The following is a 23,467-nucleotide window of genomic DNA, read 5'->3' as shown; positions in this document are numbered from 1 at the left end:
CGACCATGCCGCGACGACGCCCCGGAGTGCTCCTCCCGATCGAGCTCGCGATCCTCGATGCGGGCCTCACCATCCAGCCGCGCGAGGGGTCGTTCTTCGGATTCGCACTCGCCCGAACGCTCGCCGAACGAGACGGGTCCGCGTTGGTCTCCCACGGCACGCTCTACCGCGCCCTGAACCGCATGGCTGCGGCGGGGCTGCTCGAATCCGAGTGGGAAGCGCCCGAGCTCGCCGAGGCCGAGGGGCGGCCGCGTCGCCGCCTCTACCGCGTGACCGGGGCCGGTGAGGCAGCGTTTCGCGCCGCCGCACGCGGCGAGCAGCGCGGCACCGTGCAGCGCGGCACCGTGACCGGCGAGGCGCTCGCATGACCGGCCGGGACGACCGCGCGGTCGAACGCGCCGCGCGGGCCACACTGCACTGGACGCTGCGGTACACGGGCGGGCTCGACCCCCTCGTCGCGGCCGACCGGCAGCACGAGATCCTCTCCGACCTGCACGAGCAGGCGGTCTGGGCGACCGAGGCGGACATCAGTCAGCGCGCCACGGCGCGGTCGATCCGAGCGCGGATGCTGCGCGGCATCCCGGCCGACCTCGGCTGGCGGCGCGCGCAGCTCACCGGCCGCGAGGGCATCCGGTTCAGCCTGCCGCGCGCCGACGGGCTGCTGCTCGCCGCGGTGGCGGTCATCGGCATCGTCCAGGTCGCGGTCGGTGCGTTCATCACGGCCCGCCAGGTGCGCGCACTCCTGATCGACGACATCAGTTGGGTCCCGAACTCCGTCGCGCTCACCATCGCCCTCGGCGCGGTCGCGCTCATCGCGACCGCGCTGCTCTGGCATCGACGCACGCGGCACTGGGGTGCGGCGGTGCTCGCCGTCACCGGCCTCCTGATCTTCGCGCGGAGCGTCGAGGCGCTCTACTACCTCAGCGCGACCGCGCTCCTCGTGATCAACGGGGTGCCGTGGCTCGAACCGGCCGCCTACGCCATCGGCACCGGCGTCGCGATCCTCTGCATCGCCGCCGCCGCCCAGTGGGCAAGCCCGTCGCGCTCGGTCGTCGCCCCGACCGTCGAGGGCGCGCGCCTCGGAGAGGAATCCCGATGAACCTGCAGGACCTGCTCGACGACGAGCGTGAGCGTGAAGGCCGACGACAGCAGCGACGGATGCCGCGGCGCCGCGTCGCACTCCTCGTCGGCGCCGTCGGAGTGGCGATCGCCATCGGAACCGGTGCGGCGCTCACGGCAGCGGCCGTCGCCGAGATCACCGAGTTCGACGAGCTGTCTGCCGCGGCCACGGCGCCGCCGGTCGCGTCGCCGCTCGCGGTCGGGGCTGCGACCGACCCGCCGCCCGCGACGACCGGGCCCGATCAGAGTGCGACGCCGGCTCCGGCATCCGCCGCGGGCGAGGCATCCGCTTCGGCCGACGATGAGGTCGAACCGGCCCCGGGCGGCATCGCCACCATCCTCGGCTACACCGTGTACGACGAGACCTCCGACCTCGACCTCATCCCGAGGCCGTCGGCGGAGTTCGTCGAGGAGTGGCAGATCGATGTCGAGACGATCCTGATGCAGAGCCACCTCGACGCCGCGTGCATGGCCGAGCAGGGGTTCAGGGCCGCGTTCATCCCCGTGTGGCAGACGTGGGAAGGCGGCGACACCATGGCGGTGCTCGACGAGCTCGACGCCTTCAACGAGTCCCGGAGTCCCGAGTGGCGGGAGGCGTTCTGGGGCGCCGACGACCAGCCGCTCGGCGACGCCTACGACTGGACGCAGGCCGGATGCCACGGGGCATCCGTGCACTACACCGGAATGGACGACGCGAACTAGGCCGGCGCGACGGTCGCGACGCGGCCGCCACGCGTCATTCGCCCCATCGTCCCGTGCGCCCCGACCGGGACGGCGCCCGCCCCGCGGCATCCGCTCATCGCCTCTTGCGCCGCGCCCCCGCGCGCTGCCACCATGGCCGCACCCCTACCCCGCGGAGGCCCGCATGCCCGAGACCGTGTCCCTGCCGCGGAGCGCGGCGCTCTCGACGCTTCCCGGCGCGGCGGTGCTGCAGCGGGTGCGCCGGCTGGTCGGGTGGGCGATCGGCGCCGCGTTCGCGTACAGCCTGATCGGCGGGGCCGGGAAGTCGACCTGCCCCGGCGGGTTCACCGGCGACGGCGGCTACCTCGACGCGTCCGGTCAGCCGACGGATGTCGCGCCGTCATGCGTCACGGTGACGCTCGAGCCGTCCGGCTTCGCGTTCGCGGTGATCGCGATCGTGGTGTTCGTCACGATCGGCCGCGTGCTCCGCCACGCGGTCGATCAGCCGGACGCCATCCGTCGCCTCGATCGCGCGGTCGTCGGCATCGTCGTGTTCGTGCTCGCCTGGACGGTGATCACGCAGATCTCGTTCGCGGGCATCTCGCTCGAGTCGTGGGACGGCACGGGGCCGTTCTTCTTCGAGGGCACCGTGTTCGGGCAGATCGACGTCGACGTGTCGCCCATGCAGGAATAGCGTCCCGGAGGCGCGGGAGCGGAGGCCGGCGGTCCGGCGCCTGCCGAGCCCGGCGACCGCGCCGCGCCGCGGCTACCGCACCGCGTCCCGGACCGCGTCGAGCACCGTCTGGAGCGCCGGCGACGCCGCCTGACTGCGGCGGTGGACGGCCGACACCCCGCGGACGGACGCCGGTTCCGCGGTCGGGATCGCCACGAGGTCGTCGGGCAGCGCCGACCGGCCGAGGCGCGGCACGAGCGCGACGCCGAGGCCCGCGCGGACGAGCTCGAGATGGTTCTCGAACTCCATCGACTCGTGCACGATGCGGGGCGCGTTCGCGACGCCGTCGAAGAGGCGGCGCAGCCACTGTCGGCAGATGGTCGAGTCGAACGTCGCGATCCAGCGCTCGTCGGTGAGCTCGGCGGGCGTCAGCTCGGTGCGGCCCGCGAGCGGGTGCTCACGGCGCAGGATCACGTCCGCGACATCCGTGAACAGCGGCGTCTCGATGAGGTGCTCGGGCATCGCGAGGGCGACGCCGCCCCACCGGTGGACGATGCCGAGGTCGCGCTGGCCGGATGCCACGAGCGCGACGGTCTCCCACGGTTCGCTCTCGCGCAGGGGAACGCGCAGGTCGGGGTGTTCGTCCTGCAGCGTGGCGAGCACGGCGGTGAGCAGGCCGCGGACCGCGGTCGAGAACGCGCCGATGCGCACTTCGCCGGTGACGCGGCGCGCGGCCGCGGCATCCGGCCCCTCGGAATCGCCCGTGAGGTGCAGGTCGGCCTCGATGCGCTCGAGGTCGGCGAGCACGCTCGCCGACGAGGTGACGAGGTGGCGACCGGCATCCGTCAGCACCACCCCGCGACCGGCCCGCTCGAGCAGCGCGACCCGGGTGCCGCGCTCGAGTCGCTTGATCTGCTGCGACACCGCCGACGGCGTGAAGCCGAGGGCGTCGGCGGCGGCCGCGACGCTGCCGTTGGTGGCGACCGCGCGCAACGCGACGACGGCCTCGAGATCGATCATGCAGTGATGCTACCGATTCATGAGCAGAAATGGTCGCTGGTGTTTCCGGATACCGCGGGCGAACCTTGACCCGTGACGAGACGCGACATGCTGCTGGCGGCCCTGGTGGCGACGATGTGGGGCTTCAACTTCGTCGTCATCGACTGGGGCATGGACGGCATCCCGCCGCTGTTCTTCGTCGCGGTGCGGTTCGCGGTCGTCGCCCTGGCCGTCGTCGTCGTGCCGCGGCCGCTCGGAAGCTGGAAGACCGTCGTCGGCGTCGGCCTCTTCATGAGCCTCGGCCAGTTCGCGCTCCTCTACACGTCCATCGCGCTCGGGCTGCAGCCGGGCATCGCCGCGCTGCTGCTGCAGGCGCAGGTCGTGCTCACGATCCTGGTCGCCGCGCTCGCGCTGCGCGAGCGGCCGACGCGGCTGCAGGCCGCGGGCGTGCTGCTCGGCACGGTCGGGCTGGGGGTCGTCGCGGTCGGACGCGGCGGCGACGCACCCGCGCTCGCGGTCGTGCTGTGCCTGCTCGCGGCGCTCTCCTGGGCGATCGGCAACGTCGTGGCGCGCCGGGCCGGCCCGGTCGCGCCCGCACGGCGGTTCGGGGCGCTCTCGCTCACGGTGTGGTCGTCGCTCGTCGTGCCGCTGCCCGCGCTCGGGCTGTCGGCGCTCATCGAGGGCCCATCGGCGATCGCAGCGGGCATCGCGGCGTTCGGCTGGCGCCCCGCGCTGTCGACGCTCTACACCGCGGGGCTCTGCACGCTCGTCGGCTACGCGATCTTCAACGGCCTGCTCGCGCGGAACCGCTCGGCGTCGGTCGTGCCGTGGGTGCTGCTCGCGCCGGTCGTCGCGATGGCCTCGGCGGCGCTGCTGCTCGGGCAGGTGCCGAACCCGTGGGAGACGGTCGGCGGGGCGGTGCTCGTGGCGGGGGTGCTCGTGGCGAACGCGCCGGGGCGGCGGGGGAAGGCGCGGCGAGGTCGGGGCGGGGCTCCGGGTGTCGAGGCTACGGGCGGGGCTGGGGGTGCTGAGGCTGCGGTCGGGGCCGGGGGTTCGAGTTCCGCGGTGGAGGCGGCCGGGCCGCGGGCGAGGTGAGATCCGGCCGGAGGTCGGCGGTGCCGCATCCGGTCCGGGCAGCGGGCCGCGAGCGATGCGCCCTCGGGGTCAACCAGAGGGCGTGCCGGCGCGGCCCGCCGCGCCCCGGAACTCGTCGACTCGTCCTCCACAGACCTCTGTAGCGGCGCGTCATCCACAGGTGAATCCGCAGATCATCGCATATTTCAGCCCCGCTCGAATGTCGGTGGGTGGGTGCAGGATCGAAGTATGGAACACCCGCCGACCCCGCCGCATCCGCTCGGCGCGCTCGATGCGCTGGCGCGTGATGTCGCCGCGCTGCGCGCGGTCTGGGCCTTCTGCCACCACATGATCCACCGCGACGGATGGCACATCCACGCAAACCCGACCGCCGTGTGGTTCATCCCGCCACCGCACATCGACCCCGAACAGACCCCGCGACTCGGCGGGCGAGCACGCTTCGAACTCCGCGACGACCAGGCGGCGGCGTAACCCTGCCCGTGCGGAGCGCGGCCCCGGTTCACAGCCAACTCACGACCATGCATCACACTCAGCGATATATCGTTGACATATCGCGAGACCCGATCAGGGCCCCGGTTTCAGGGAGGTCATCATGAGCGATTCAGGTTCCTACACGGGCGGCGGCTTCGGCGGCGGCTCGGGCAATTGGGGCAGGGGCAACTGGGGCGGCGGCAACCCCGGCCAGGGCATCTGGGATGCCATGCAGGAACTGCGCGGCATGTTCGAGCAGAAGGTCGCACCGCGCATGGGCAAGGGCGACGTCCGCGCCGCCGTGCTCGCGCTGCTCGCAGAGAAGCCGATGCACGGCTACCAGATCATCAACGAGATCGCCGACCGGTCCGGCGGCGCCTGGAAGCCGAGCGCGGGCTCGGTCTATCCGACGCTGCAGCTCCTCGCCGACGAGGGCCTCATCACCGCCGAAGAGGAGGGCGGCCGCAAGACGTACACGCTCACCGATGCGGGCACGGTCGAGGCCGAGGCATCCGCGGAACGCACACCCTGGCCCACCTCGGCTGGCAGCAGCGGCGAGGGCGGCAGCGGCGGCTTCGGCGGGCGCGGACGCGACTTCGGCATGTCGGGCGCGCTGCCCAAGGCGGGCATCGAGCTCGCGCAGGCTGCCGCGCAGGTCGGTCGCAGCGGCACCCCCGAACAGGTCGAGCAGGCCGTCGAGGTCCTGCAGGACGCGCGCCGCCGCATCTACTCGATCCTCGCCCAGGGCTGACCGAGTGCCCTCGACACGTCGGCATCCGGCAGGCAGGATGCCCGATGTGGGGAACATGCGCGCCCGCTACCGACGCATCCTGCGGTTCGCGGCGCGGTACATCGTCCAGACGTGGTGGTACGAACTCGTGCTGCCCCGCTTCGGCCTGGCCGGCGTCGCGGCACGCGGACGCACCGCGCGGCTGACGCGCATCGCGGAACGCTTCCACGCGCTCGCCGTCGACCTCGGCGGCCTCATGATCAAGGTCGGCCAGTACCTCTCCTCGCGTCTCGACGTGCTGCCGCCCGAGATCACCCGCGAGCTCGCCGGGCTGCAGGACGAGGTGCCCCCCGTCCCGTTCGACGACATCCGCCGCCTCGCGGAGGCCGAGCTCGGCATGCCCCTCGACCGCGCGTACGCGTCGTTCGACCCGACCCCGGTGGCCGCGGCATCCCTCGGCCAGGCGCACCGCGCCCGCCTCTCCCCCATCGACGCCGCCGACATGGGCTACGACGACGCCGTCGTCAAGGTGCAGCGGCCCGGCATCGAGCTCGTCGTCGACGTCGACCTGAGAGCGCTGCGCCGCGTCGCCGGATGGCTCGACCGCGTGCGGTTCGTCTCGAACCGGGTCGACCTGCCCGCGCTCGTCGAGGAGTTCGCGACCACCAGCCTCGAGGAGATCGACTACCTGCACGAGGCGCAGAACGCCGAACGCTTCGCCGCGAGCTTCACCGACGACCCGCGCGTCGCCGCCCCCGAGGTCGTCTGGGAGCGCACCACGCGCCGGGTGCTCACCCTCGCCGACGTCACGGCGATCAAGATCAACGACCGCGCCGGCCTCATCGCGGCCGGCATCGACCCGAAGGACGTCGCGAACCGGTTCGCGGCGGTCATGTTCGACCAGCTCTTCCGCGACGGCTACTTCCACGCCGACCCGCACCCCGGGAACATCTTCGTCACCCCGGATGCCTCGGGGCCCGCGCAGGCCGGGACCTCGCCCGACTGGCAGCTCACGTTCATCGACTTCGGGATGATGGGCCAGGTGCCCGACGGGCTGCGGCAGGCGCTGCAGCAGCTGATGATCGCGGTCGCCGCGCGCGACGGGAAGCGGCTCGTCGCGAGCTTCCGCAGCGTCGGGTTCCTGCTGCCGACCGCCGAGACCGCGGAACTCGAGCGCGCCATGACCGAGCTCTTCGCCCGCTTCGGCGGCATGGGCTTCGCCGAGCTCGCCCAGGTCGACGAGCGCGAGTTCCGCCGGTTCGCGATCGAGTTCGGCGATGTCATGCGCACCCTGCCGTTCCAGCTGCCCGAGAACTTCCTGCTCATCATCCGCGCCATGTCGCTGACCTCGGGCATGTGCAGCTCCCTCGACCCGCAGTTCAACATCTGGGACGCCGTGGAGCCCTACGCCGCCCAGCTGCTCCGCTCCGAACAGGGCAACGTCGCGCGGGCGTTCGGCAGGGAGGCGCTGTCGGTGGCCGGCACCGTCTGGCGACTGCCCGGGCGACTCGACCAGGTCGTCGACCGCATCGAGCAGGGCCGGCTCGTCGCGAACTCACCCCGTATCGAGCAACGGATGTCGCGCCTCGAGCGCACCGCCGGCCGGATCGTCTCGGCGGTGGTCTTCGTCGGGCTGTTCCTCGGCGGCATCCTGCTCAGGGTCGACGAACCGGTCTGGGGCGCGATCCTGCTCTGGGTGTCGGCCGTCCCGCTGCTGCACGCGGTGTTCGCCGGGGCGTTCGGGCGGCGCGGGGCGGGGTGATCGGAGGCGCCGCCGGCGATCACCCGAGGAACCACGCCGGACGCGCTCGCCGACGGCCCCGTGCACCCGCCGTCAGGTCGCGGCATCCGCGCCGACGAAGTGCACGAGGATCGCGTCCGAGACCGCCTCTGGCGCGTCATCCGTGATGAAGTGCGACGCCCCGTCGATGAACGCGAACTCGAAGCGATCGGCGTAGCGGGCCGGGTCGCCGCTGAGCCGTCGCAGGTCGTCCTCGGTGTACGCGCCGTCGAGGCGGCCGAACGCGCAGAGCGTCGGCGGGCGCAGGCGCTGCGCGGTGTAGGCGCCCCTGGCGATGCGCATCGCCTCCGGCAGCACCATCCCGCGGTAGAGCGGGCGCACGGCGCCGTCGATCTCCGGGCGTCGCATCGGCGCCAGGTACGCCTCGACCGCGCCCGGTGCGAGTGGCCGGGCCGCGTACGCCGGGCCGAAGAGGTACGCGAACGAGCGGCCGGGCCGGTGCCATACGAGCGGCGGAAGGTGGCGAAGCGCGCCCAGCATCTTGGGGCTGAACGACATGAAGGGCGGCGGAGCGGCGAGCCAGACGAGCGCTTCGACCCGATCGGGGTCGGCGTAGGCGAGCTGCATCGCGGTGATCGCACCCATGTCGTGACCGACGAGCCGCACGCGGTCGAGGTCCATCGCATCGAGGATCGCGACGAGGTCGCGCACGCGGGTCTCGCGCTCGATCCGCGGACTCTCGGCGACGGTCCACCCGGCACCGCGCAGGTCGGGACAGATCACCCGATAGCCCTGCTCCGCGAGCCGCGGGCCGATCTCGCGCCACTGCCACCAGTGCTGCGGGAAGCCGTGGAGCATGACGACGGGATCGCCCTCGCCGACGACCGCGACGTGCGACGCGAGACCCGTGGTCGTGATGGTCAGGTGCTCGAATCCGGATGCCTCGGGCATCGGCGTGTCCATCGGGGAACCCCCTCCGCAGCAGCGGATACTCGTTTCATAGTGGAGCCACTAGGTACATAGTAGGTGCGAGATGGGACGGTGTCCATGCCGGGGACGAGGGAACGAGCGCTCGAGGCGGCGGTGCAGCTGCTCGGCTCGGAGGGCGTGCGCGCACTCAGTCACGCCCGGGTGGACGCCCGGGCGGGACTGCCTCCCGGATCGACCTCGAACTGGTTCCGCACCCGGCGGGCGCTGCTCGCCGGGATCATCGACCGGATGGCCGACCTCGAGCGCGCCGATCTCTCCCCCACGCTGTTCGACGAGCCGACGCCCGAGTCGATCATCGAGGGACTCAGCGCAGTCTTGCTCGCACAGACCGGCCCGTTCGCCGTGCGGACACGTGCCCGGTTCGCGCTGTTCCTCGAGCTCGGCGCCGACGACGAGCTCCTCGCGCCACTGCACCGCCAGCGCCGCGAATTCGAGCAGTGGGCCGACCGACTCGTCACCGCCGCCGGCATCCCCGACCCGCGCCCAGCGGCGCGCGCGCTCATGGCGCTCGGCGATGGCCTGATCCTGCACCGCCTCACCGTCGACCCGCAGCTCGACGTGCGCCCGGTCGTCGAGCGAGCCGTGAGGGCGCTCGCCGCGACGGCGTGAGGGCGCTCGCCGCGATGGCGTGAGTCGGGCCGGGACCCACGCGGGCGAGTGCCCGGCGGCCTTCGTCGCACCCCGGCACCGACGAGCTGTTCATGGTGCTCTCGGGCGGGGCTGGTGATCCAGCTGCGCGACGGCGACGTGGAGTTGGGGCCGGGGGACGTCTTCGTCGTCCCCCGCGGCGTCGAGCACTGCCCGAAAGCGGATGGCGAGGTCTCGGCGATCCTGGACCTTCGCGTTCGGCGACACCCCGGAATCTCGACGCAACTCCACGTTTCGCCCTTGATGTCGACGCCGATCGTGGTGTGGAACGTCAGCTCGTCCGCAGTCATGACGGCATGGTAGGCGGGCCGACCGCCGCGCTTCGGTTCCTCAGGTCGGCAGCTCGATCATGTACGAGACGATCTCGGTGATCCGCCCGTCGGCCGCGAAGTCGAAGACGTCGCACGACGCGACGACCGACACCTCGCCGTTCGCGTCGGTGTAGCGGGCGAGGCTGTCGACCACGACGCTCTCCTCACCCACCACCGATCGGAAGCGCTGGAACTCCGTGGTCACATCGGCGAGGTCGGCGGCCGTGCGCTCGATCGCCTTCGCGACCGCCTTCCGGCCGACGAGGGGGCCGCCGCCGACGGAGGTCCAGATCACGTCGTCCGCGAGATGCGGCAGGGCCACCTCGAATCGGTGCCCCGAGAACGCCCTGGCGATCTGCTCGGTGGTGAGGTCGGTCATGGTCTCCATGGGGCTCGCTCCCTCGCGCGGCATCCCGCGCCATCGCGGTTGACGAGATCACCCTCGTCCCGCCGGGCGTCGGCGTCAAGGGTCGACGGTCGGATGGCGCGCCGGCACTCAGTCCTCGCGCAGCGCCGCGCCGATCGCCTCGCCGAGCACGCGCGCACCCGCCTCGGACGGGTGCAGCCCATCCGAGCTCATGCCCTCGGCGAAGCGCCCGTCGGCCGTGCGCAGGCCGGCCGAGGCATCGACGAAGCGCCAGCCTCGGTCGTCGGCCAGCTCCTCGAGGCTCGCGTTGTACGCCTCGGCGGCAGCCGGGACGGCGGTGAAGGGCGGGATCGAGGCGACGAGCACGTCGTCGATGCCGACGGTGCGGACGATGCGGTCGAGGTTCGCCGCCGACACCTCGAAGGAGATGCCGAACGCGAGGTCGTTGGTTCCGGCGAGCACCACGAGCGCGTCCGCCTCGACGGGCGCGACCGACGCGGCCATCTGCTCGGTCGTCGCGCCCCACTCGGCCCAGCCGCCCGCGAACTCGACGCCGTCGGCGACCACGTACGTCGCCCACGATCCGGGACCGAGGTCGCCGGCGGCGAAGTCGGGACTGTCGGCGTCGGTGATCGAATCGCCGACCGCGGCGAAGGTGCCGCGCGAGACGGCGGTGGCGGATGGCTCGGCCGCAGCGGTGCGGCCGGGAACGCGATCGGGAGCGGGACCGGCCGGAGCGGAGCATCCGACGAGGACGGCCGCACCGGCCACGATCGCGACCAGCGTGCCCGCGCGCCGCCGGCCGGCTCGGGACGTGGTGATCGCGGCGACGGCACCTCGGGGCGAGGTCATGTCCGCCATCCCATCACGACCGCGACCGCGCGACCAGCGTCCCGGGCGTCCGGCGGCCGCTCGGACCGAATCGCGTGCCGCGTCCGATGCGGCGGCACTCCCGGCGCGATAGCGTGACCCGCATGGAATTCCTCCGCCACCTGGTCGTGCTCATCCACCTCGTCGGCTTCGCCGTGCTCTTCGGCGCCTGGGTCGTCGAACTGGTCAACGGCAAGCGCGGCATCACCCGCCTCATGCACTGGGGTCTCGCCATCGCGGGCGTCGCCGGACTCGCCCTCGCCGCGCCGTGGGGCATCGAGTACGACCTGAACTACGCCAAGATCGGCACGAAGCTCGTGATCCTCGTCGTCATCGGCGCACTGCTCGGCATCGGGGCGGGCCGTCAGCGGAAGACGGGCTCGGTGCCCGCGGGGATCTTCTGGTCGATCGGGATCCTGACGTTCGCGAACGCCGCCATCGCGGTGCTCTGGCGCTGATCGCGCGCTGACTCGTTCGTCCGTCGTCCGGACGGCTACTCGACGAAGCGCTGCACGAATGCGAGCGCCTCGTCGGCGACCTCGCGCCATCCGGAATCGATGGTCAGCGAGTGACCGCGGTCGGGGATCGTGATCTCCTCGGTCACCCCCGGATTGTGCTTGGCCTGGATCTTGTAGCTCGCGTGGGTGATGGCGGGCGGCACCGTGCGGTCCTGCTCGCCGCCGATGATGAGCAACGGGCCGCGCTCCGGGTTCTTCGAGTCGACCTGGGTCTCGCCGCCGAAGGGGTTGAAGTTCGCGAACGCCGCCTGGAACAGCGGCACGCCGGCGGCCGGGACGTGGAACTCGTCGTACAGCCGGCGTCCCTCCTCCTCGCTGAGCGCATTGACCCACGCGTACTGGAACTGCTCCCAGGTCAGCGACACCCCTCGGCCCGCGTTCGCGGGGTTCCCGAGCACCGGCGCGGCGGACTTCAGCGACGACGCCGGCAGCGGGAGTACGCCCTTGAACGGCGCGTTGTCGATCGACACGGTGACCGCGGCGACGCCCTCGCCGGCGATCTTCTGCGCGATGAGCCCGCCGAAGGAATGGCCGATCACGACGGGACTCCGGTCGAGCGCGGCGATCGCGGCGAGGTAGTGGTCGGTGACCTGCTGGACCATCTTCCTCGCGAACGCCTCGGGGTGCTCGCGCGCCTCCGCGACGGTGGCGGGGTCGTCCGGCCATCCGGGTGCCAGCGTGACGAACCCGTTGTCCTCGAAGAACTCGCGCCACGGCGCCCAGCTGCTGGAGAGCAGCCAGAGTCCGTGGACGAACACCACGGGCGTGCGATCGGATGCGTTCGCCCGTTCGATCTCGTCCTGTTCCCAACCCGCCAGCGTGGGGCGCTCGTCGCTCATGTCTCATCCTCTCGGGAGACGGCCGAGCACTGACGCCAGGCCGATGCTGCGCCCAGCGTAGGACCTCACGACCGCGTCGGCGAGACCCGTTCCTCCGCCGCCCGGGGCTCGCGGACGCGACGGGGACACGACAGACTCGCCCCATGGATCCCGACGGCATCGTCTGCGTTCCGGCGAACGAGGCGCCGTGGGCCGACCTCGAGGCGGTGCTCGGCAGCGTGGGCGCCTCGCGGCAGTGCTGGTGCCAGCGCTACAAGCTGCACCGGGGCGAGGCGTTCGCGAACTTCCCCGCCGAGGAGCGCTCGACGCGCCTGCGTGAGCAGACGCACGCGGGCGAACCCGGCGCGCCCGAGACATCCGGCCTCATCGCCTACGTCGACGGCGAACCCGTCGGGTGGTGCGCGGTCGAGCCACGACCTGCGTACCACGGCATGGTGCGCAACCAGAAGGTGCCATGGCAGGGGCGAGACGAGGACCCGGCGGATGCCTCGGTGTGGGCGGTGACCTGCTTCGTGACGCGGCGCGGCCGCCGTCGGCAGGGCATCGCGAGCGCGCTCGCGCGGGCGGCGGTCGACTTCGCCCGGTCGCGCGGCGCGCGGGCGCTCGAGGCGTACCCGATCGATCCGGCGAACACGATCTCCGACGAGCTGCACGTCGGCACGGCGGAGCTGTTCGTCGGCGCAGGGTTCGTCGAGCTGCTCCGGCCGACGACGCGCCGGTCGGTCATGCGGATCGAGTTCGACGGGTCGTGACCGCCGACCGCCGAGTCGGCGGACGTCGGCGATGAGGTCGGCGGCGATCCCGCGGCATCCGGATACTCGAACTTCTCGTCATCGCCTGAGCGCATCACGCCCTCCCTCCCGTCGACGGCCGGACCGCCCGCCGCCCGGCGTCCGGCGCCGGGCGGCGCCGGAGCGTCACGCGGGCCGAACGGGCTGCCGCAGCACCGTCCTCAGCTTCTCGGGCGCGGAGCGCCGCGGATCGCCGAGGTAGATCTCGTGGTGCGGGCCGTTGAAGGTGAGGCCGTGCGCGGGCATCCACTCGTGGTGCAGGCGGGCGAGCGTCGGCGCCTCGGCGGCGTAGGGGCCGACGTGCAGGATCTGCGCCGACGGCCCCTCGGTGATGGTCGTGAGGCGGAGCGCGTCGAGCGACGGCGACCCGCGACCCTTCGCGCGCACCGCCTCGACGGCCGCCGCGACCGCGGGCTCGTCGATCCAGTCGGGTTGGGAGATGAGCATCGTCCAGTTCCAGGCGTCACGGTCGTCCGCGGCGAATGCGGCCGGATCGTCCGCCCACCAGAGGCCCTCGAGCGGCGCGACAGCGACGTCGCGCCCGAGCTCCCTCTTGCTCGCGAACTTCACGGTGTACGCGACGCCGTACAGCGCTTCGACGGCCTCGGCGTAGGCGGGCGCGATGTTCGGATCGCCCCGACCGTCGACCGCGAGGTACTGCATCTCGGGCACGTCGACGAGCACGAAGTCCCTCGCCGACGGCGCGTAGAGCTCGCGATGCGCGCGCGTGACGTCGTACTTGGCGGGCGTCGCGCCATCCGGATTCGAGCCGTCCATGTCCGCAGGCTACGCCCGCCCGGTGACGGGCCCGCGCTCACCCCGCAGCGCGGCAGAGCCGATCGCGGACCCAGTCCGCGGCATCCGCCTGGGCCAGCTCACCGGTTCGCACCAGGCGCGCGAACTCGATCGCCTCGTCGCTCAGACGCCCGTCGGCGGAACCCGGCGGGTCGCGCAGGGCGACGGTCGTGAGCCAGCGGGTCAGCGGGCCGCCGATGCGGGCGGCGACGGCGACGGTGCCGGCGAAGTGGCGCGCCTGCCCGTCGGTGCGGTCGTCGACGTGCCGCCGGAATCCGCGGCCGCGCAGGTGGTTGCGGCCGCCGGATGCCGCGTCGAACACCCACAACGGCCCGCGACGCACGCCAGCGGCGCGGCCGAGCTCCCGCAGGAAGCGCCGGTTCGAGTGGCCGCGCGCGGCGAGGCGGTCGATCGAGTCGGCGAGGGCGGCGCAGGCATCCACCGGGTCAGGTTACGCGTCCGGCGCTGGACCGAGGCTCCCCATCACCCGGAGGTTGCGCTAGCGTGGCGCACATGCAATGCCGGTGAGCCGCCTCCGCTCGTTCCTCGACACCGCGCCGTCCGCCCGAATCAGCGCCCCCAGTGCGCCGCGCCAGACGGCGCATCGTTCCGCACCCAGCGCGCCCAGCGCGCCCAGCGCAGCCAGCGCAGCTCCGCGCACGAAAGGCTCACCATGCATGCACCCCTCCCCCTCGCCGGCCGCACCGCGCTCGTCACCGGCGTCTCCCGCCGTCGCGGGATCGGCTACGCCGTCGCGACGAAGCTCGCCGAGCTCGGCGCGAGCATCGTCGTCCACCACTTCCGCCCGCACGACCTCGACCAGCCGTGGGGCGGCGACGACCTCGACGCGGTGCGCGCCGGCATCCGCTCGTCGCTCACGCCCGGCGCCGCGATGGACGACCTCAACGCCGACCTCGCCGACCCCGCCGAACCGGCCCGCGTGATCGAGGCCGCGCGCGGGCTCACCGGCGACCTCGACCTCCTCGTCTGCAACCACGCGAGGAGCGGCGGCGACGGCGGCATCCTCGACATGACGCCAGAGCGGCTCGACGCGTTCTGGGACGTGAACACGCGCTCGACGCTGCTGCTCACCGCCGCGTTCGCACGCGCGAAGCGACCCGCGGCGCGGGCCGGCGCGCGATCCGAGCGGCGCGCCGACGCGAGCACCGCTGCGCTCCGACCCGGCGAGCGCATCCACCGTGATGCGCCCTTCACCGAACCGCAGGGACGCGTGATCTGGATGACCTCCGGCCAGGTCCACGGTCCGATGCGCGGTGAGGTCGCGTACGCCACGAGCAAGGCGGCGCTCGCGGGCGTCACCGCGACGGTCGCCGCCGAGCTCCTCGACCTCGGCATCCTGCTCACCACGATCGATCCGGGCCCCGTGAACACCGGCTACCTCGACCCCGAGACCGCCGACCGCCCGCTGGAGGGGCTCGAGGCCCACCTCGCGACGACGCCGTTCGGCCGCGTCGGTCGGCCGACCGACGTCGCCGAGCTGATCGGATGGCTCGCCACGCCGAGCGGCGCCTGGAACACCGGGCAGGTGATCACGAGCGACGGCGGCTTCAGCCTCCGATGAGGTGCACGACCTGCTCGCCGACGAGCACCGCCGCGAGCACGATCATGGCCGCACCCGAGACCCGCGACACGATGCGCATCGCCGACGGTCGGAACCGCAGCACGCTCCGCGCGCCGTACCCGACGACCGCGTACACCGCGGCGCACGCGGCGACGAAGATGAGGCCGAGCACCGCGAGCTGCACCGGGATCGGCCAGCTGCCGGCGGCATCCGTGAACTGGGGCAGCAGCACGACGAGCACGAGCAGGCCCTTCGGGTTCAACCCCGAGACGCCGGCGCCCTGCAGCAGGCGCACCCAGGGGCGAGCGGATGCCTCGGCCGGCGCGTCGCTTCCGGCGATCGCGTTCCCCGGGGTCGGGGCGCCGGTCGCGGCTTCGACCGGGGCACCGTCCGGCGCCCCGGTCGCGACGACCGCCGCCACGACCGGCGGTTCGCGCAGCACGCGGACGCCGAGGTACGTGAGGTACGCGGCCGCGGCGAGGGTCAGCGCGACGATGAACCACGGCAGCGCCGCGACCACGGCGCCGACGCCGACCGCGACCGCCGCGACGACGGCGAGGTAGCCGAGGAGGATGCCGGCGAGCGAGGGCAGGATCGTGCGCTCGCGGGTGCCCGCGGCGATGAGGTACGCCCAGTCGGGTCCGGGCAGGATCACCATCAGGGTCATCATCACCGAGCACGCGATGAGCAGTTGCACGTCCATGGGATGAACGTACGCACGACGGCGTGGAAGCCGCTGCTCGATTCCACCCCGGCACGCCGCTCACGTGGAAGAATCCACTCCATGGACGCAATCGATCGGAGAATCCTTGCCGAGCTCCAGCAGGACGGCCGCCTGAGCCTCACCGAGCTCGCCGAGCGGGTGCAGCTCAGCATGTCGCCGACGCACCGCCGGCTGCGCGCACTCGAGGAGTCGGGCGCGATCACGGGCTACCGCGCGGTCATCGACCCAGACACCGTCGGCCTCGGGTTCACCGCGCTCGTGTTCGTGACGATGGAGCAGACCGACCGCTCGACCGTTCCCGCGTTCGATGCCGCCGTCGCCGAGATCCCCGAGGTGATCCAGGCGCTGCGCCTCTTCGGCGACCCCGACTACCTGCTGCGCGTCGCGGTGCGCGACCTGCCCGCCTACCAGCGCCTCTGGGACGAGAAGCTCTCGGCCCTGCCCGGCACCCGCCGGGTCGCCTCGACGCTCGTCATGAAGACGATCGTCGACGACCGGCCGCTGCCGGTGTGAACACGCGGATGCCGCGGGGTCCCCCACCCCGCGGCATCCGATCGCCCCCTCGACCTCGCGCGACCCCTACCGCACGCTCTCGAGGAAGTTCCGCGTCCGCTGCCGCTGCGGCGCGTCGATGACGGCTGCGGCGGTGCCGGACTCGACGACGACGCCGCCGTCCATGAACACGACCTGGTCCGCGACCCCGCGGGCGAAGCCGATCTCGTGCGTCACGACGATCATCGTCATGCCGTCGCGCGCGAGCTCTCGCATGACGTCGAGCACGTCGCCGACGAGTTCGGGGTCGAGCGCCGACGTCGGCTCGTCGAACAGCATGAGCTTCGGGCTCATCGCGAGCGCTCGCGCGATCGCGACGCGCTGCTGCTGCCCGCCCGAGAGCTGCGCCGGGTAGTGGCGGGCGAAGTCGGCGAGGCCGACCCGGTCAAGCAGCTCGAGCGCCCGCGCCTTCGCGGCCGCCGACGGAACACCGGCGACGCCCGTCGGCGCCTCGGTGATGTTCTCGAGCGCGGTCATGTGCGGGAACAGGTTGAAGCGCTGGAACACCATGCCGATGCCGCGCCGCTGGCGGGCGATCTGCCCGGGCGTCATCTCGTGCGTCGCGTGCCCGGCCTGGCGGTACCCGATGAGCTCGCCGTCGACGATGATGCGGCCGCCGTCGATGGTCTCGAGGTGGTTGATGCAGCGCAGCAGCGTCGACTTGCCCGAGCCCGACGGGCCGAGGAGCACGGTCACGGTGCCCTCCGGCACCTCGACCGAGATGTCGCGGAGCACCTGATGGGCGCCGAAGCTCTTGCGCACCCGGCGGATCTCGACGAGCGGACGCGCCTCGGTTCGGGCGGCGGCAGCCGCAGGGGCGGTGATGGTCATACGACTCCGACCTCCTTGGTCACGGGCGCCGGGTCCGGCGCGGGCCGACGCGACGCGATGGCGCGGCGCAGGCGCTGGAACGGCGTCGGCGGCAGCGTGCGGCTCGCACCGCGGCCGTACCGTCGCTCGAGGTAGTACTGCGGGATCGAGAGCACGCTCGTCATGAGCAGGTACCAGAGGCTCGCCACGATGAGCAGCTCGACCTGCTTGAGGTTCTGCGACGAGATGACGCTCGCCTGCGTGTAGAGCTCGAGGACCGCGATGACCGAGAGCAGCGACGTGTTCTTCAGCATCGAGATCGTCTCGTTGCCCATGGGCGGGATGATCACCCGCATCGCCTGCGGCAGCAGCACGCGCCGGAACGTGTACAGCGGCGACATCCCGAGCGAGTACGCGGCCTCGCGCTGGCCCTCGTCGACCGACACCATGCCGGCCCGGACGATCTCGGATGAGTACGCGGCCTGGTTGAGCGTGAGGGCGAGGAGGCCGGCGGTGAACGCGCTGATCAGCAGGTTCGTGTCGACGGACCAGAACACGATGTCGGTGAACGGGATCCCGATGGCGACCTGCTCGTAGAGCAGGCCGAGGTAGCCCCACAGCACGATCTGCACGAGGAGCGGCGTGCCGCGGAACGCCCACACGTAGAACCAGGCGACCGAGGTCAGGACCGGGTTGGACGAGAGCCGCATCGCCGCGATCACGATCGCGAGGAACGTCGAGACGACCATCGCGATGAACGTGATGAGGAGCGTCAGCCCGACGCCCTGGAGGATCCGGGGGTCGACGAGGAACGTCGCGATCGCGTCGAAGTCGAGGTTCGGGTTGGTGGCGACGGATGCCGCGAAGGCTGCGACGAACAGCAGGACCGCTGCCGCGCCGACCCACCGCCACGGGCGGCGGAGCGGGATGGCGACGATGTCGTCGTCCGTCGCGTCGGTCGCCCCCGCCGGGCCGCCCGGCCCGGACGCGGTCGGCGCCGATCGGACGGCCGTCACGATCCCGCCCCGCGGTTCAGCTCGGCCGACTCGACCGCGTAGGCGCCGATGTTGTTGCGGTCGAGAACCTGCTGGTACGCGCCCTCGTCGATGAGCGCCTGGAACGCCTGTCGGATCGCCTCGGTGAGTTCGGCGTCGTCCTTCAGGATGCCGATGCCGCTGTAGACGGGCGCGAAGCCGGACGGGTTCTCCGGGTCGCGGACCACGTCGAATGCCTCGCCGTCCGAGGTCGTCGCCGCGGCGTACTCGGCGACGACCGCATCGGAGACGTAGGCGTCGGCCTTGCCCGCGCGGAGCGCGGTCTGCGCGTCGAGGTCGGACGGCAGCTCGGTCACGACGACGGGCGACGAGCCGCACTCCATCGCCCGGAGCAGCTCGCCCTGGACGGTCGCCTTCTGCACCGCGACCGTCCGGCCGCAGAGGTCGGACTGCGTCGTGATGCCGGCGGCGTTGCCCGCCTCGACCACGATCGCGAACCCGCCATGCGTGTAGTCGACGAAATTCAGCGTCTCCTGGCGCTCGGGGGTGTCGTTCATTCCGCTCAGGATCAGGTCGTTCTTGCCCGCCTGCAGCGAGGGGATGACCGAGTCGAACGCCTGCTTGTTGATCGAGACGTCGATGTCGAGCTTCTGGCCGAGCAGTCGCGCGAGCTCGGGGTCGAAGCCGACCTCGCGGTTCGTGTCGTCGTACATCGCCATCGGGGGGAAGGGGATGTCGACGGCGATGTCGAGGTGCCCCTTCTCGACGATCGCCGCGGGCAGCAGCGCCGCGATCTCGGGGTCGGCGGTCGTCGAGACCTCATCGCCGATGGGCACGTCCGGCCCGCCGGCGTCGGCGGCGCCCGCCGCGGCCGTGCCGAAGCCGGAGCATCCGGTGAGCGCGAGCGAGGCGAGGACCGCGGTCGCGCCGAGCAGTCCGGTGGTGGTGAGGGTGGTGCGCAGTGCCATGGTGGCTCCTTCGTTGGAGGGTGTGGCGTTCGGGGTGGGGTGGTCGGGGGCGGCGGGCAGGGCCGCCGGGCTCTCCGCCGGGCTGGGCGGATGGCTCCGTGCTCAGGCGAACGCGGGCGCCATCGCCGGCGCATGCGTCGCGAGCAGGTCGTCGTAGGTCTCGCGTCTCGCGACGAGGCGCGCTGCGCCATCCGCCACGAAGACGATCGCGGGCTTCAGCGCCCCGTTGTAGTTGTTCGACATCGTGTACGCGTAGGCGCCCGTCGCGGGCATGACGACGAGGTCGCCGACGCGGGCGGGCGGCATCGCCGCGCCGTCGACGAGCAGGTCGCCCGACTCGCACTGGCGGCCCACGACCTGCACGGTCTCGGTCCACGGCTCGAGCAGCCGGTCGGCGAGGATCGCCTCGTAGCGCTGCTGCGTGAGCGCGATGTCCATCTGGTCGGCGAGGCCGCCGTCGACCGCGACGAACGTGCGCCCCGTGCGCTTCACGGTCGTCGTGCGGTAGAGCGTGACCCCAGCCCGACCCACGATCGAACGCCCGGGCTCGATGAGCACTCGCGCGTCGGCGGGGAGGTTCGCGCGAGCGGCTGCCACGACGGCGTCGAGGTAGTCCTCGACGGTCGGCGCCTGCTCGTCGTACGTGTACGCGATGCCGAGCCCGCCGCCGACGTCGTAGGTGCCGAACGCGCCGACCGACGAGATCTTCGCGACGGCCTCGGCGAACTGGGCGGTATCGAGGATCTGCGAGCCGATGTGCAGGTGCACGCCCTCGAAGCGCATGAACCGGTGCGCCTGCATGCGGGCGATCGCACGCTCGGCCTGGTCGAGCGGGAGGCCGAACTTCGAGCTCGCGCCGCCCGTCGCCTGCGACGCGTGCGTCTTCGCCTCGACACCGGGGATGACTCTGAGCAGCAGCTTCTGCGGTCGATCGAGCAGCCGCTCGAGTCGATCCAGCTCGTCCTCGTTGTCGACGATGATCGTGTCGATGCCGGCCTCGAGCGCCATCCGCAGTTCGGCGTCGGTCTTGGCGTTGCCGTGCATGTGGATGCGCGCGGGGTCGACGCCCGCGGCGAGCGCGAGCCGCAGCTCACCGCCGCCCGCGACATCCACCGACAGGCCCTCCTCCTGCGCGATCCGGTACATGCCGACCGCCGGCAGCGACTTCGACGCGAAGAGCACCTCGGAGTTCGGCCAGCGGCTGCGCAGCCCATCGACGAAGCGGCGGATCTGGCGACGCAGGCCCACCTCGTCGTAGACGTGCAGCGGGGTGCCGAAGCGCTCGGCGAGCTCGGTGACGGCGACGCCGCCGATCTCGAGCACGCCGTCGTCGGTCGCGGTCGCCTCCTCCGGCAGGATGCGCCAGAGTTCGCCGAGGCGGGTGCCCGCTGGGGCCGGCCGATTGGGGGTCATCGTTCCTCCTTCGCGAGGCCCTGGTGCGCCGTCGCGGGGCCAGCCTAGGAAGATCGACCACGCCTGTGGTTGGAGATATCGGATAGCTTTGCCGCATGGATGCAGTGATCTCTCCATCTCCGTCCGTGGTGCCGCGCGTCACGGTCACCGAGCTCGTCGACCAGCTCGGCCCGGCGACGATGACCGCGCTCGGTCCCATCCCGGGGCACGAGGCCGTCACGGGCACCGAGTTCCTCGACATCGCCGACGAGGTGACGGATGCCGCGGGCACGCTGCTGCTCGCTCCGTCGACCGCCTCGCTCAGCACGGCCCGCATCGCCGCTCTGGCCTCTTCCGCCGCCGATCGCGGCGCCGTCGGCCTCGCGGTGAAGTGCAGCGCCGACCGCGTGCCGGCGCTGGCCGCGATCGCCGAGTCGAGCGGGCTCGCGGTCCTCCGGGTCGCCGACCGGATCAGCTGGCGCCTGCTCGACGCGCAGCTCACGCACCTGCTCGGCGAGGCCGACGCCGGCTTCGCCGGGCCGCAGGACCGCGGCGCCGAACCGCTCTTCGCGATCGCCAACGAACTCGCAGAGCACTTCGGCGGCTCGGTTGCGGTCGAGGACCTGAGCCGCAACATCCTCGCCTACTCGTCGGTGCCGGGTCAGCTCATCGACGAGCTGCGGACGCACGGGATCCTCGCGCGCCAGGTTCCCGCCTCGCCGTACAACGACGACCAGTACCGCACCGTGCTGCGCGCCGACCGGCCGATCAAGTACCCCCGCCTCGGCGACGAGGAGCCGCGCGTCGCCTTCGCCATCCGCGCCGGTGCGCTGCCGCTCGGCACGATCTGGGCGATCGACGCGTCGGGCGACGGGCCGATCACCGATGAGCAGGACGAGCGGATGCGTCGCGCGAGCGCCCTCGCCGGAGCCCACCTGCTCGACGACCTCCGCACCCACGCGACGAACCAGCGCCCGCGCGAGGATCGCCTGCGAACGCTGCTCACCGGCATCGACCTGACGGGCACCGAGTTCGCCGAGCTCGGCATCCCCGAGGAGCGCGGTGCCGCGCTCCTCGCGTTCGACGTGCCCGCCGCAGGACCGACCGCGGTCGCGCAGCTCCGCTCGACCGTCATCCGCCACCTCGTGCTGCACCGACCCGACACCGTCGCGGTCGCCCACCGCGGCCGTGTCTACGCCTTGTTCGCCGCCGGAAGCGTGGACGAGGCGGTCACGATCGCGGAGCCGATGCTGCCCCTCGTCGATCGCCTCGTCGGCGACGGCGTGCGGATCGCGGTCGTCGGCCCGGCGCACCGCTCGGGCGACGTCGCCGGCGCCCACGACCTCGCCGACCGCCTGCTCGAGGTCGCCGCGGCCGACGACGCTGGGCGTGCTCCGCGGATCGTGACCGTCGACTCCGTCCGGCCACGACTCGTGGTCACGCGCGTCGCAGAACTGCTGGCCGGCAACGACGAACTCAGGGATCCCGCGATCGATGCGCTCTTCGAGCGCGAGTCGACCCTGCCCGTGGCCGAGACGCTCCTCACCTGGCTCGAATCGTTCGGCAACGTCGCGCAGACGGCCGACCACCTCGGCGTGCACCAGAACACGGTGCGCCATCGGCTGCGGCGAGCGAGCGAGGAGCATGGCATCCGACTCGAGCGAGCCGACCAGAGGCTCGCCGCGTGGCTGCAACTGCGGGCGCGCTGACGGGCCCGGCGGGTCGGACGGGTCAGGCGGGTCGGACGGGGCCAGGCAGGTCGGCGGGCCAGGCAGGTCACGCGATCCGCAGCACCACGCTCCCGCGCTTCCGACCCGTGTCGACGTAGCGATGCGCCTCGACGATGTCGTCGAGGTCGTAGGTGCGGTCGATGACCGGGCGAAGGTCGCCGGCCTCGGCGAGCGCGGTGAGCCGCGCCATCCCCTCGGCGCCCATCGACCCACCGGCCTGGTTCACGAGGATGCCTCGACGACGGGGCCACAGCCCGGCGCCGATCATGCCGGGCAGGTCGGCGATCACGAGGAGCAGCGCGCCACCCGGACGGATGAGGTGCCGGACCCGTCGGAACGGCGCGTTGCCGACGCACTCGACGATCACGTCGTAGCGGGGCGCGGCACCGGCGGGCTCGGCGGCGCGTGCCGCGAAGTCCTCGCGGGTGTAGTCGATGACGTGCGCGGCGCCCAGCGAGCGGACGAGCTCGGCGTTGCGCCCGCTCGTCACGGCGGTCACCCGCGCGCCGCGGCGCGCGGCGAGCTGCACGACGGCCGTGCCGACCGCACCCGAGGCGCCGTTCACGAGCACCTCGCTGCCCGGCCCGATCTCGACGAGGTCGAGGTAGCGCAATGCGGTGTGGCCACCGAAGACGATGGCGGCGGCCTCCTCGAAGGAGAGGTTCGCGGGCTTGCGCGCGACCTCGCCGCCCTCGGGCACCGTGACGAACTCGGCGTGGCATCCGAAGCGCGCACCGCGCATCAGGATCACCTCGTCGCCGGGCACGAAGCGCGTCACCGCGGAGCCGACGACCTCGACGACGCCAGCGGCCTCCATGCCGAGCACCGCGTGCTTCGGGCGGCGGAACCCGAGCGCGGGGCCGACGACCGGGCCGAGTCCGCGCGGGACCTCGCGCGTGCGCAGGCGATGGTCGGCGATGCTCACGGTCGACGCGTGCACGCGCACGAGCAGTTCGTCGTCGGAGGGCTCGGGGCGCGGCCGGTCGAGCACGGCGACGACGTCGGGGCCGCCGAACCGGTCGATGACCGCGGCGCGCATCGTGAGGGTCTCGGTGGTGGTCATGATCGCTCCCTTA

28 protein-coding genes are annotated in these 23,467 nt (G+C 72.6%); 15 read left to right on the top strand and 13 right to left on the bottom strand.

Going from position 1 to position 23,467, the window contains the following annotated elements:
• Positions 1–5: 5 nt before the first annotated feature.
• The 4 genes from ACQ393_RS01895 (at position 6) to ACQ393_RS01880 (ending at position 2,494) form a co-directional block, all read left to right on the top strand.
• Positions 6–368, top strand: a complete 363-nt coding sequence (locus tag ACQ393_RS01895) for a PadR family transcriptional regulator (RefSeq protein WP_430645122.1) — start codon at positions 6–8, stop codon at positions 366–368.
• Complete coding sequence (locus ACQ393_RS01890; RefSeq protein WP_430645121.1) at positions 365–1,099, top strand: hypothetical protein; 735 nt, start codon at positions 365–367, stop codon at positions 1,097–1,099. Before ACQ393_RS01895 ends, ACQ393_RS01890 begins: the two co-directional genes overlap by 4 nt.
• Positions 1,096–1,821, top strand: a complete 726-nt coding sequence (locus ACQ393_RS01885) for a hypothetical protein (RefSeq protein ID WP_430645120.1) — start codon at positions 1,096–1,098, stop codon at positions 1,819–1,821. The genes ACQ393_RS01890 and ACQ393_RS01885 overlap by 4 nt, the downstream gene beginning before the upstream one ends.
• 163 nt (positions 1,822–1,984) lie before the next feature.
• Positions 1,985–2,494, top strand: a complete 510-nt coding sequence (locus tag ACQ393_RS01880; RefSeq protein ID WP_430645119.1) for a hypothetical protein — start codon at positions 1,985–1,987, stop codon at positions 2,492–2,494.
• A 72-nt stretch (positions 2,495–2,566) separates the two neighbouring features.
• On the opposite strand, the gene ACQ393_RS01875 is transcribed toward ACQ393_RS01880, so the two are convergent.
• The gene (locus ACQ393_RS01875; RefSeq protein ID WP_430645118.1) at positions 2,567–3,493 is read right to left on the bottom strand and encodes a LysR family transcriptional regulator; all 927 of its coding nucleotides are present in this window, start codon (positions 3,491–3,493) and stop codon (positions 2,567–2,569) included.
• Positions 3,494–3,565: 72 nt separating this feature from the next.
• Here ACQ393_RS01875 and ACQ393_RS01870 point away from each other — a divergent pair, with 72 nt between their 5' ends.
• The 4 genes from ACQ393_RS01870 (at position 3,566) to ACQ393_RS01855 (ending at position 7,530) form a co-directional block, all read left to right on the top strand.
• Positions 3,566–4,567: an EamA family transporter gene (locus ACQ393_RS01870; protein ID WP_430645117.1), complete on the top strand. Its 1,002-nt coding sequence runs from the start codon at positions 3,566–3,568 to the stop codon at positions 4,565–4,567.
• 228 nt (positions 4,568–4,795) lie between these two features.
• Positions 4,796–5,038, top strand: coding sequence for a hypothetical protein (locus ACQ393_RS01865; protein ID WP_430645116.1), 243 nt, complete (start codon positions 4,796–4,798; stop codon positions 5,036–5,038).
• A gap of 121 nt (positions 5,039–5,159) precedes the next feature.
• Positions 5,160–5,789: a PadR family transcriptional regulator gene (locus ACQ393_RS01860; RefSeq protein WP_430645115.1), complete on the top strand. Its 630-nt coding sequence runs from the start codon at positions 5,160–5,162 to the stop codon at positions 5,787–5,789.
• A 37-nt stretch (positions 5,790–5,826) separates the two neighbouring features.
• Entirely contained in the window at positions 5,827–7,530 is a 1,704-nt protein-coding gene (locus ACQ393_RS01855; RefSeq protein WP_430645114.1) for an ABC1 kinase family protein, read from the top strand.
• A gap of 72 nt (positions 7,531–7,602) precedes the next feature.
• Here the strand turns inward: ACQ393_RS01855 and ACQ393_RS01850 are convergent, their stop codons facing one another.
• Positions 7,603–8,472 carry an alpha/beta fold hydrolase gene (locus tag ACQ393_RS01850; protein WP_430645113.1) on the bottom strand — a complete coding sequence of 290 codons (870 nt, stop codon included), beginning with the start codon at positions 8,470–8,472 and terminating at the stop codon, positions 7,603–7,605.
• 84 nt (positions 8,473–8,556) lie between these two features.
• Here ACQ393_RS01850 and ACQ393_RS01845 point away from each other — a divergent pair, with 84 nt between their 5' ends.
• Together ACQ393_RS01845 and ACQ393_RS01840 are read left to right on the top strand one after the other, a co-directional pair.
• On the top strand, positions 8,557–9,108 hold the full coding sequence (locus ACQ393_RS01845) for a TetR/AcrR family transcriptional regulator (RefSeq protein ID WP_430645112.1): 552 nt from the start codon (positions 8,557–8,559) through the stop codon (positions 9,106–9,108).
• 114 nt (positions 9,109–9,222) lie between these two features.
• Positions 9,223–9,450: a hypothetical protein gene (locus ACQ393_RS01840; protein ID WP_430645111.1), complete on the top strand. Its 228-nt coding sequence runs from the start codon at positions 9,223–9,225 to the stop codon at positions 9,448–9,450.
• 27 nt (positions 9,451–9,477) lie between these two features.
• Here the strand turns inward: ACQ393_RS01840 and ACQ393_RS01835 are convergent, their stop codons facing one another.
• On the bottom strand, positions 9,478–9,846 hold the full coding sequence (locus tag ACQ393_RS01835; RefSeq protein WP_430645110.1) for a nuclear transport factor 2 family protein: 369 nt from the start codon (positions 9,844–9,846) through the stop codon (positions 9,478–9,480).
• Between the two features lie 108 nt (positions 9,847–9,954).
• Complete coding sequence (locus ACQ393_RS01830; protein ID WP_430645109.1) at positions 9,955–10,677, bottom strand: SGNH/GDSL hydrolase family protein; 723 nt, start codon at positions 10,675–10,677, stop codon at positions 9,955–9,957.
• 122 nt (positions 10,678–10,799) lie between these two features.
• On the opposite strand from ACQ393_RS01830, the gene ACQ393_RS01825 reads away from it, so the two are divergent.
• Complete coding sequence (locus tag ACQ393_RS01825) at positions 10,800–11,153, top strand: Fe-S protein (RefSeq protein WP_430645108.1); 354 nt, start codon at positions 10,800–10,802, stop codon at positions 11,151–11,153.
• 35 nt (positions 11,154–11,188) lie between these two features.
• Here the strand turns inward: ACQ393_RS01825 and ACQ393_RS01820 are convergent, their stop codons facing one another.
• Positions 11,189–12,052: an alpha/beta hydrolase gene (locus ACQ393_RS01820; protein WP_430645107.1), complete on the bottom strand. Its 864-nt coding sequence runs from the start codon at positions 12,050–12,052 to the stop codon at positions 11,189–11,191.
• A 143-nt stretch (positions 12,053–12,195) separates the two neighbouring features.
• Between ACQ393_RS01820 and ACQ393_RS01815 the strand changes: the two genes are divergently transcribed.
• Entirely contained in the window at positions 12,196–12,804 is a 609-nt protein-coding gene (locus ACQ393_RS01815) for an N-acetyltransferase family protein (protein WP_430645106.1), read from the top strand.
• A gap of 165 nt (positions 12,805–12,969) precedes the next feature.
• Here ACQ393_RS01815 and ACQ393_RS01810 read toward each other — a convergent pair whose 3' ends face one another.
• Both ACQ393_RS01810 and ACQ393_RS01805 read right to left on the bottom strand, forming a co-directional pair.
• Positions 12,970–13,620: a GyrI-like domain-containing protein gene (locus ACQ393_RS01810; protein WP_430645105.1), complete on the bottom strand. Its 651-nt coding sequence runs from the start codon at positions 13,618–13,620 to the stop codon at positions 12,970–12,972.
• A 37-nt stretch (positions 13,621–13,657) separates the two neighbouring features.
• Positions 13,658–14,080 carry a hypothetical protein gene (locus tag ACQ393_RS01805; protein ID WP_430645104.1) on the bottom strand — a complete coding sequence of 141 codons (423 nt, stop codon included), beginning with the start codon at positions 14,078–14,080 and terminating at the stop codon, positions 13,658–13,660.
• A gap of 231 nt (positions 14,081–14,311) precedes the next feature.
• On the opposite strand from ACQ393_RS01805, the gene ACQ393_RS01800 reads away from it, so the two are divergent.
• Positions 14,312–15,220, top strand: coding sequence for an SDR family oxidoreductase (locus ACQ393_RS01800; RefSeq protein ID WP_430645103.1), 909 nt, complete (start codon positions 14,312–14,314; stop codon positions 15,218–15,220).
• Here ACQ393_RS01800 and ACQ393_RS01795 read toward each other — a convergent pair.
• A complete protein-coding gene (locus tag ACQ393_RS01795) occupies positions 15,207–15,923 on the bottom strand; it encodes a LysE family transporter (RefSeq protein WP_430645102.1) in 717 nt (238 codons plus the stop codon). The two genes, ACQ393_RS01800 and ACQ393_RS01795, sit on opposite strands and share 14 nt — an antisense overlap.
• A gap of 81 nt (positions 15,924–16,004) precedes the next feature.
• On the opposite strand from ACQ393_RS01795, the gene ACQ393_RS01790 reads away from it, so the two are divergent.
• Positions 16,005–16,457 carry an Lrp/AsnC family transcriptional regulator gene (locus ACQ393_RS01790; RefSeq protein WP_430645101.1) on the top strand — a complete coding sequence of 151 codons (453 nt, stop codon included), beginning with the start codon at positions 16,005–16,007 and terminating at the stop codon, positions 16,455–16,457.
• Positions 16,458–16,523: 66 nt separating this feature from the next.
• Here the strand turns inward: ACQ393_RS01790 and ACQ393_RS01785 are convergent, their stop codons facing one another.
• From ACQ393_RS01785 to lysA, 4 genes are all read right to left on the bottom strand, one after another.
• Complete coding sequence (locus ACQ393_RS01785; protein ID WP_430645100.1) at positions 16,524–17,327, bottom strand: amino acid ABC transporter ATP-binding protein; 804 nt, start codon at positions 17,325–17,327, stop codon at positions 16,524–16,526.
• A complete protein-coding gene (locus ACQ393_RS01780) occupies positions 17,324–18,322 on the bottom strand; it encodes an amino acid ABC transporter permease (RefSeq protein WP_430645099.1) in 999 nt (332 codons plus the stop codon). The genes ACQ393_RS01785 and ACQ393_RS01780 overlap by 4 nt, the downstream gene beginning before the upstream one ends.
• Entirely contained in the window at positions 18,319–19,269 is a 951-nt protein-coding gene (locus ACQ393_RS01775; RefSeq protein WP_430645098.1) for a transporter substrate-binding domain-containing protein, read from the bottom strand. Before ACQ393_RS01775 ends, ACQ393_RS01780 begins: the two co-directional genes overlap by 4 nt.
• A 102-nt stretch (positions 19,270–19,371) precedes the next feature.
• Entirely contained in the window at positions 19,372–20,682 is a 1,311-nt protein-coding gene (lysA, locus tag ACQ393_RS01770; RefSeq protein ID WP_430645097.1) for a diaminopimelate decarboxylase, read from the bottom strand.
• 95 nt (positions 20,683–20,777) lie between these two features.
• Between lysA and ACQ393_RS01765 the strand changes: the two genes are divergently transcribed.
• The gene (locus tag ACQ393_RS01765; protein WP_430645096.1) at positions 20,778–22,370 is read left to right on the top strand and encodes a PucR family transcriptional regulator; all 1,593 of its coding nucleotides are present in this window, start codon (positions 20,778–20,780) and stop codon (positions 22,368–22,370) included.
• A gap of 67 nt (positions 22,371–22,437) precedes the next feature.
• Here ACQ393_RS01765 and ACQ393_RS01760 read toward each other — a convergent pair whose 3' ends face one another.
• Positions 22,438–23,454, bottom strand: coding sequence for an NAD(P)-dependent alcohol dehydrogenase (locus ACQ393_RS01760; protein WP_430645095.1), 1,017 nt, complete (start codon positions 23,452–23,454; stop codon positions 22,438–22,440).
• Between the last annotated feature and the right edge of the window lie 13 nt (positions 23,455–23,467).

The organism is Agromyces sp. GXS1127, assembly GCF_050565425.1.
Lineage (GTDB): Bacteria > Actinomycetota > Actinomycetes > Actinomycetales > Microbacteriaceae > Agromyces.
The sequence above is the reverse complement of the archived record's forward strand: the minus strand, read 5'-3'. Positions and strand labels throughout refer to the sequence as shown.